The following is a 6354-nucleotide window of genomic DNA, read 5'->3' on the forward strand; positions in this document are numbered from 1 at the left end:
GAATCTTTTTAACTATTTTTTGAATGTTGAACTGGAACGCAGGAGTGATGTTAATGGAAGTATTTGTTGCCCGGCAGCCAATTTTTAATCGTAATCAAGAAACGGTGGCGTATGAACTTCTCTACCGAAACAACGAAATCAATATGTTTCCATCCATTGACGGGGATCAGGCAACCGCAGATGTGATCATTAACAGCTATTTAAATATCGGGCTGGAGAGCCTTTCAGCAGGAAAGCCTTGTTTTATTAATTTCACAGAGAATCTTCTAAGATTGAGAGTCCCGACTTATTTTAATCCCAGGGAGATCGTGGTGGAGATTCTTGAGAGTGTGGTTCCAGGGCCTGATGTGCTGGTCGTTTGTCAGGAATTAAAAGAACTGGGGTATAAGATTGCCTTGGATGATTTTATATTCAATGAATACAATCCATATTACAGGGAATTGATGAAACTGGCGGATTATGTGAAGGTGGATTTCATGAACACGACTGATACGGAGCGGGGAAGCATTGAGGTCCTTTCCCCTTTACTTGGCTTCAAGCTTCTTGCTGAGAAAGTGGAAACAGAGGACCAGTATGAAGAAGCGCTCGCGAAGGGGTATCACTTTTTTCAGGGCTACTTCTTCAGTAAGCCGAAGATCATCGCCACTCAGGATGTCCCGACTTATTTCCATTCGTATTATACCATCATACAGAGCCTGGAAATGACGGAGCCGAACATTGAAAGGATCAGTCAATTGATCGAACAGGATCTTTCCCTATCCTATAAACTATTGAAATTGATCAACTCTCCCGCGTACCGCCCGAGACATAAGATTCATTCCATCCGTCAGGCGATTGTACTATTAGGTCTAGTGGAGATCAAGAGATGGATCTACATTTTGGCGGTCAGGGAACAAGTGGGGAAGAAGAAACAATTGGACAATGAAGTGATTACCTTATGTTTGACGAGGGCGAAGATGTGTGAGCTGCTGGCAGAAAAACACAACCGGCCATCCATTAAATCAAGTTACTTCCTGACGGGGATGTTTTCCTTGATGGATACGATTCTATCCATGCCGATCGAGCGCATCTTGATGGATTTACCTTTGAATGACGACATTTGCAATGCTTTGACGGGTTCACGTAATGACCTTAAGAAGATATTGGAACTCGTCCTCTCCATCGAACAGGCGAACTGGACAGAGATCGAGTTGCAAATGACAGAATTGAAGTTAACCAAAAAGGAAGTGATGGAGAGTTATCATCATTCCTGCAAGTGGACGGAAGAGCTTTTGAATCATGAAGCAACCGAGATGGCATAATGCTACCATACAGGTTTATAATCCCCCGGGGTAAGATATTTTCTCTGGGGTTTGATATACCGTTTCAATTCCATGAGCAAGAGCCGCTGCAATTGCTTTGAATAAATCTGACGCCCAACATCTGCAGGGAAAGGGTAGATTCCGATTGTATTGAAGCGCACCCGAAAGAGACCTTCATGGACGAGGTCTTTTTTTTCGTTGAAGATCCGGGCGAACACAGTCACATCCCTTGACTCATATTCATCCCCCGCTTCTTCCACTTTATGGACTTGAAAACGAAAACGGTATTCTTCCTTCATCATCATCACCACTTCCATTGTCTCCAAATGGCCAACATAATTCAACAATGAACATGCTTTATTCTTTGAAAATGAGGGGAAGAGGATTGCGTAATGAGCTTGTTTGTGGCAAGCTAAGACTATTATGAATAGTTTACTAGTAAATTAGCGTGGAGGGATTCACGATGGACTTGAATCTAATAAAATGTCATGGCTCTGGAAATGACTTTTTACTTATTGATGAAATGACGAATGGATATGATTTTACCGAAGAAGAGAGGCAAAATCTTGCCCTTGCCCTATGTGATCGTAAGTCGGCCTTCGGGGCAGATGGAATCTTGTTTGTATTATCAAGCGAAAATTGTGATGCCAGAATGCGGGTCTTCAACGCAGATGGTTCAGAGGCATCGATGTGTGGAAACGGCCTGCGATGTGTCGGTCGCTATGTATGCGAGCTGCTGGATAAGGAGACCATCGTCGTTCAAACGATGAAGGCGGATCTTCGTGTGTCTTCACAGGAATCCATTTTCGAAAACATCCCGACCTATAATGTTGAAATTTCCCCTGTCCTTTTTCAGCTGGATCAACTGCCAATGAACATCGATCGTGCAACGTTGGTGAATGAAAGCATCCCTGAAATTTCAGACCATTTGACCTTTTCTGCCCTGGCAGTGCCGAACCCCCATTTGATCAGTGTCGTCGGGACAGAGCATATCCTCTCGAACGAGCAGAAATCCATTGCTGAAACAGTGAATGGACCTAATAACCTGTTTCCTGATGGAGTCAATGTCAGTTTTGTGCACCCGATGGAAAAAGGATCCATCTATGTTCGTACGTATGAAAGAGGTGTCGGTTTCACCAATGCATGTGGGACAGCCATGTCTGCTTCCAGTCTTGTAACATGCCTGCTTCAGCAGAATGAATTCGGTCAGGAGATCGATGTATACAATAACGGTGGAAAAGTCCGTGTCGTCGTGAACGAATTGGGTGAAGGTCGGTACAACATGGAGTTGATTGGAAATGCAACGTATCTTTATCAATCCCAATTAGAATTGTCCCTTTCCCATCCTGAGCAGTATCATGAAGTATCAAGGCAGGAATTCACTGAAGAGGGCATGTATGAGCACTTACAGAACCATGCCAAGTCAATTGTCGAAAGCAGAGTGTTCATGAGCGCATAGATAACCAATGGATAGCCAAAGAGGGTGCCCCTATGATTTCGGGGTACCCTTTTTATTTGAGTTGGCCCTCTTTTTCAAAAAATCAATGACTTTGTCAAATGGCTGAGAGGCTTTCACCTGGTCAAAACCCGTAAAGGGACATCCATTCTCCTGAAATCTTCTTAAGACTGCGTTAATGGTGAACATTTCAGGATTGAGATCTTCATTCACTTCATCCCACCAAAGTGGAGTGGCGACCAAAGCCTCTTCATTTCCTCTCAATGAATAGGGGGCAATGATGGTTTTGCCTTCACCGTGTTGTATATAATCCACATATAGTCTGCCTTTGCGGTTCTTCTTTAACCGCTCGGTCGTGAAATCTCCCGGATTATTGCTTACAAGGTAATGAGCAATGAATTCTGTAAATAACCCTGTTTCTTCCCACGTATATCCTGGAGGAAGGGGGATATACACTTGAAGCCCCTTATTTCCCGATGTTTTGACAAAGCTTTTGAGGTTCAGCCCGTCAAATAATCCTTTCATGATGGTGGCCGCTTTAACGGCCAGTGAAAAATGATCGCGGCTTGGTGGATCTAAGTCGAAAACCACCTCATTGACGAATTCTTCCCCTGCTTTCTGAAAGGGGACATGAAATTCAAGTGCCAATTGGTTTCCAAGCCATATCAACGTTTCCAGGTTATTGCAAAGAGTGTAGTGAATATGATCCTCTTTGTATGTTTCAACAAAAGCAGGAGAATAATCAGGAGTGTTTTTTTGGTAAAAGGATTCACCGAAAACCCCGTGGGGAAATCGAATGCAGGTTAATGGTCTGTTCTTTAAAAATGGCAAAATCACCACAGACATCTTTCGGAGGAAACGGATATAATCCAGTTTCGTGATGGAAACCTCCCGAAACAATGTCTTTTCCGGGTGAGTGATGTCAACCTCTTTTGGAAGGGAGGCTTCGTCCAACATAAATTGCTCAAGTGTGCACGCTTCCGGTGGAGTGGTGAAAAGGAATTGTTTAAAATGGGGTTCACGAAGCTTTCCGTCCTGCCAATTCAGATAGACTATTTCTACGGTGATGGCTGGATCTATGGAATAAAGAGAATCGTTTTTTTCTGTACTATTTTGCTTAATTGTCGTTTTCACCGTTCTTTTTTCCTCCGAAGAAAGCCCGAAATGAAATAAGCCAATCGGCATGATCTGTCCGTTATGGTAAACGCCGATATGGAAATAATCATTCGCATCATCCAGTGCGGTGATGAAGCATTGGCAATGTTTCCAGTTCTTACATTTGATCCAGTCAGCACTCCGTTTCCCCGCATCCCATTTACTCTGCCACCTCTTCGCGACAACCCCTTCCCCTTCATCATTTAGAACGAGCTCCCATACTCTCTCAAGGTTTCGGTCATAAGGGACCATCTGCAAAGTCGATGGGTGAGACGGGGCAGGTTCCAACGGTAATTGAAGGCGTGAGAAGACCTCTTTCAGTTTTTCTTTTCTGCTAAGATAGGGTTCCTGGATATATGATTTCTTCTCAGACTGAAGTAAATCAAATGCAAGGAAGGTAACAGGTCTACTGGCAGCTGCCTGTAGGATCTTTTGACCATTCCGCATTCTCCCCCTAACCTGGAGTTCCTGAAACTCCGTGCTGAAGGAGGATCGTAATAATGCAACCTCTCCATCTAAAACGAGAGGGAGGGGAAGTGTATGCTCTTCAAGTAATTGGTGGATATGCTTCTTTATCTCAGGGAAGTGACTCAGAAGTTCCTTCCCATTCCGGCTTTGAAGGCTGATTTGATCAGAGGATTGAACAGATAAAATGCCACGGAAGCCATCATATTTCACCTCATATAGCCAGTCATGACCAGAAGGAAGTTCATGACGTAATGTAGGGAGCATCGGTTTCATTTGTTTCACCTTTTTTAAGTAGTAGTGTGTCCGCTTTGGACCCGGAATATTTCCAGATGTTTAAAGGGATGAAGAAAGTTCAGGAACTAAATGCTATGGATAAGGGATTAGTTTATGTAAAGGAGGGTATTGAAAGATATGCATACTATTTGGAAGGGTTCCATCAGCTTTGGACTGGTGAACATCCCCATTAAACTTCATTCTGCTACAGAAGACCGGGATATCAAGCTCCGTTCACTTCATAAAGAATGTCATACACCCATTAAATACGAAAAAGTATGTCCTGCTTGTGAAAAGGAACTGGATCAAGGCGATATCGTGAAAGGATATGAAGTGACGAAAGGCAAATTTGTCGTCCTTGAAGATGAGGAATTGAATGAGTTGAAGGAAGCAAGCGGTGATAAGGCTGTTGAGATTGTGGATTTTATTAAGATGGAGGAAATCGATCCGATTTTCTTTGATCGAAGTTATTTCGTTTCACCGAACGACGGCGGAAAAAAAGCTTATTCCCTTTTGAGAAAAGCCCTACAGGAATCAGGGAAAGTAGGGATAGCCAAGATCACGATGCGGTCGAAGGAACAGCTTTCCATCGTCCGTGTATACGAGCAGACCCTCGTTATGGAGACCATCCATTATCCCGATGAGGTCAGAGGAACCGGTGATGTCCCCAATGTGCCTGAAGGAGATGATATTTCCGAAAAGGAGCTGGAGACGGCGACCATGCTCATAGATCAACTGACGACAGAATTCCAGCCGGAGAACTATAAGGATCAGTATCGTGAACGCTTAAGTCAATTGATAGAATCGAAACAAACAGGGGAAAAAATGGTCACATCCAAAGAAAAGGAACCGAAAGAAAATGTAACGGACCTTATGGCGGCCCTGCAGGCATCCATCGATTCGTCCAAGCCCAAAAAGGCAAAGAAACCAACTAAAAAGAAAACGACTTCTAAGAAAAAAGCTCAGTAGAAGGCGTGAGTCAGGAGAGAGGGAGAAGTCTTGAAGGAGAAACATATTGAACAAGGCGTCTTTGTCGCTGTATCCCTGTTGTGTTTGATTGTATTCACCTGGGGATTTGTATCGATCGTGGAAGAATGGAAAGAAAATGAGATCGCCCAATTTGATAATGGTGTATTCGACATTGTCAGAGGGACGATTTCACCTAAATTAACGGAAATCATGACGGTCATCACTTTTTTAGGTGGAATAAAGGGTATCACCATCTTCACCGGGTGTGTAGTCATCATCCTTCTGTTTATGAAGAAATATCCACTTGCTCTGTTTGTAGGGATTACCATCCTGACAGGTGCGGGTTTCAATGGGCTTTTAAAATGGATATTTAAACGGGACCGGCCCGATATTGAAGCATTGATCCAGCAGGGTGGATACAGTTTTCCCAGTGGTCATTCCATGAGCTCATTCATATTTTATGGATCACTGGCATTCATCCTGTTCCGTGCCCTGGATCGTAAACGGTATAAATGGGTTAGTGTGATACTGGTCGCCATGCTTGTCCTTTTGATTGGATTGAGCAGGGTATACCTTGGGGTTCATTATCCAAGTGATATCATTGGCGGATTCACAGCAGGCGGTGCCTGGCTGACCCTTTGCATCACGATCTATATGTATTTCTACAAACGCAAGCATTGGAGAGAAGATGAAGATATGCATATAAAAAACGCTCAGGAGACCTGAGCGTTT

At 43.6% G+C, this 6354-nt stretch carries 6 protein-coding genes; 4 read left to right on the forward strand and 2 right to left on the reverse strand.

The features are described 5' to 3' along the window. Positions 1-53: 53 nt before the first annotated feature. Positions 54-1301 carry an EAL and HDOD domain-containing protein gene (locus BVI01S_RS15125; protein ID WP_061810798.1) on the forward strand — a complete coding sequence of 416 codons (1248 nt, stop codon included), beginning with the start codon at positions 54-56 and terminating at the stop codon, positions 1299-1301. Positions 1302-1303: 2 nt separating this feature from the next. Here the strand turns inward: BVI01S_RS15125 and BVI01S_RS15130 are convergent, their stop codons facing one another. After that, entirely contained in the window at positions 1304-1645 is a 342-nt protein-coding gene (locus tag BVI01S_RS15130) for a hypothetical protein (protein WP_142245355.1), read from the reverse strand. 119 nt (positions 1646-1764) lie between these two features. On the opposite strand from BVI01S_RS15130, the gene dapF reads away from it, so the two are divergent. Further along, positions 1765-2760 (forward strand): diaminopimelate epimerase, encoded by a 996-nt coding sequence (dapF, locus tag BVI01S_RS15135; RefSeq protein WP_061810799.1) that lies wholly within the window; start codon positions 1765-1767, stop codon positions 2758-2760. Positions 2761-2790: 30 nt separating this feature from the next. Here dapF and BVI01S_RS15140 read toward each other — a convergent pair whose 3' ends face one another. Further along, positions 2791-4653, reverse strand: coding sequence for a DNA ligase D (locus BVI01S_RS15140; protein WP_061810800.1), 1863 nt, complete (start codon positions 4651-4653; stop codon positions 2791-2793). Between the two features lie 138 nt (positions 4654-4791). On the opposite strand from BVI01S_RS15140, the gene ku reads away from it, so the two are divergent. Next, positions 4792-5622 carry a non-homologous end joining protein Ku gene (gene ku, locus BVI01S_RS15145; RefSeq protein WP_034758737.1) on the forward strand — a complete coding sequence of 277 codons (831 nt, stop codon included), beginning with the start codon at positions 4792-4794 and terminating at the stop codon, positions 5620-5622. A gap of 30 nt (positions 5623-5652) precedes the next feature. Beyond that, positions 5653-6348, forward strand: coding sequence for a phosphatase PAP2 family protein (locus BVI01S_RS15150; RefSeq protein ID WP_061810801.1), 696 nt, complete (start codon positions 5653-5655; stop codon positions 6346-6348). Positions 6349-6354: the final 6 nt, after the last annotated feature.

The organism is Rossellomorea vietnamensis NBRC 101237, from assembly GCF_001591825.1.
In the GTDB taxonomy this organism is placed as follows: domain Bacteria; phylum Bacillota; class Bacilli; order Bacillales; family Bacillaceae_B; genus Rossellomorea; species Rossellomorea vietnamensis.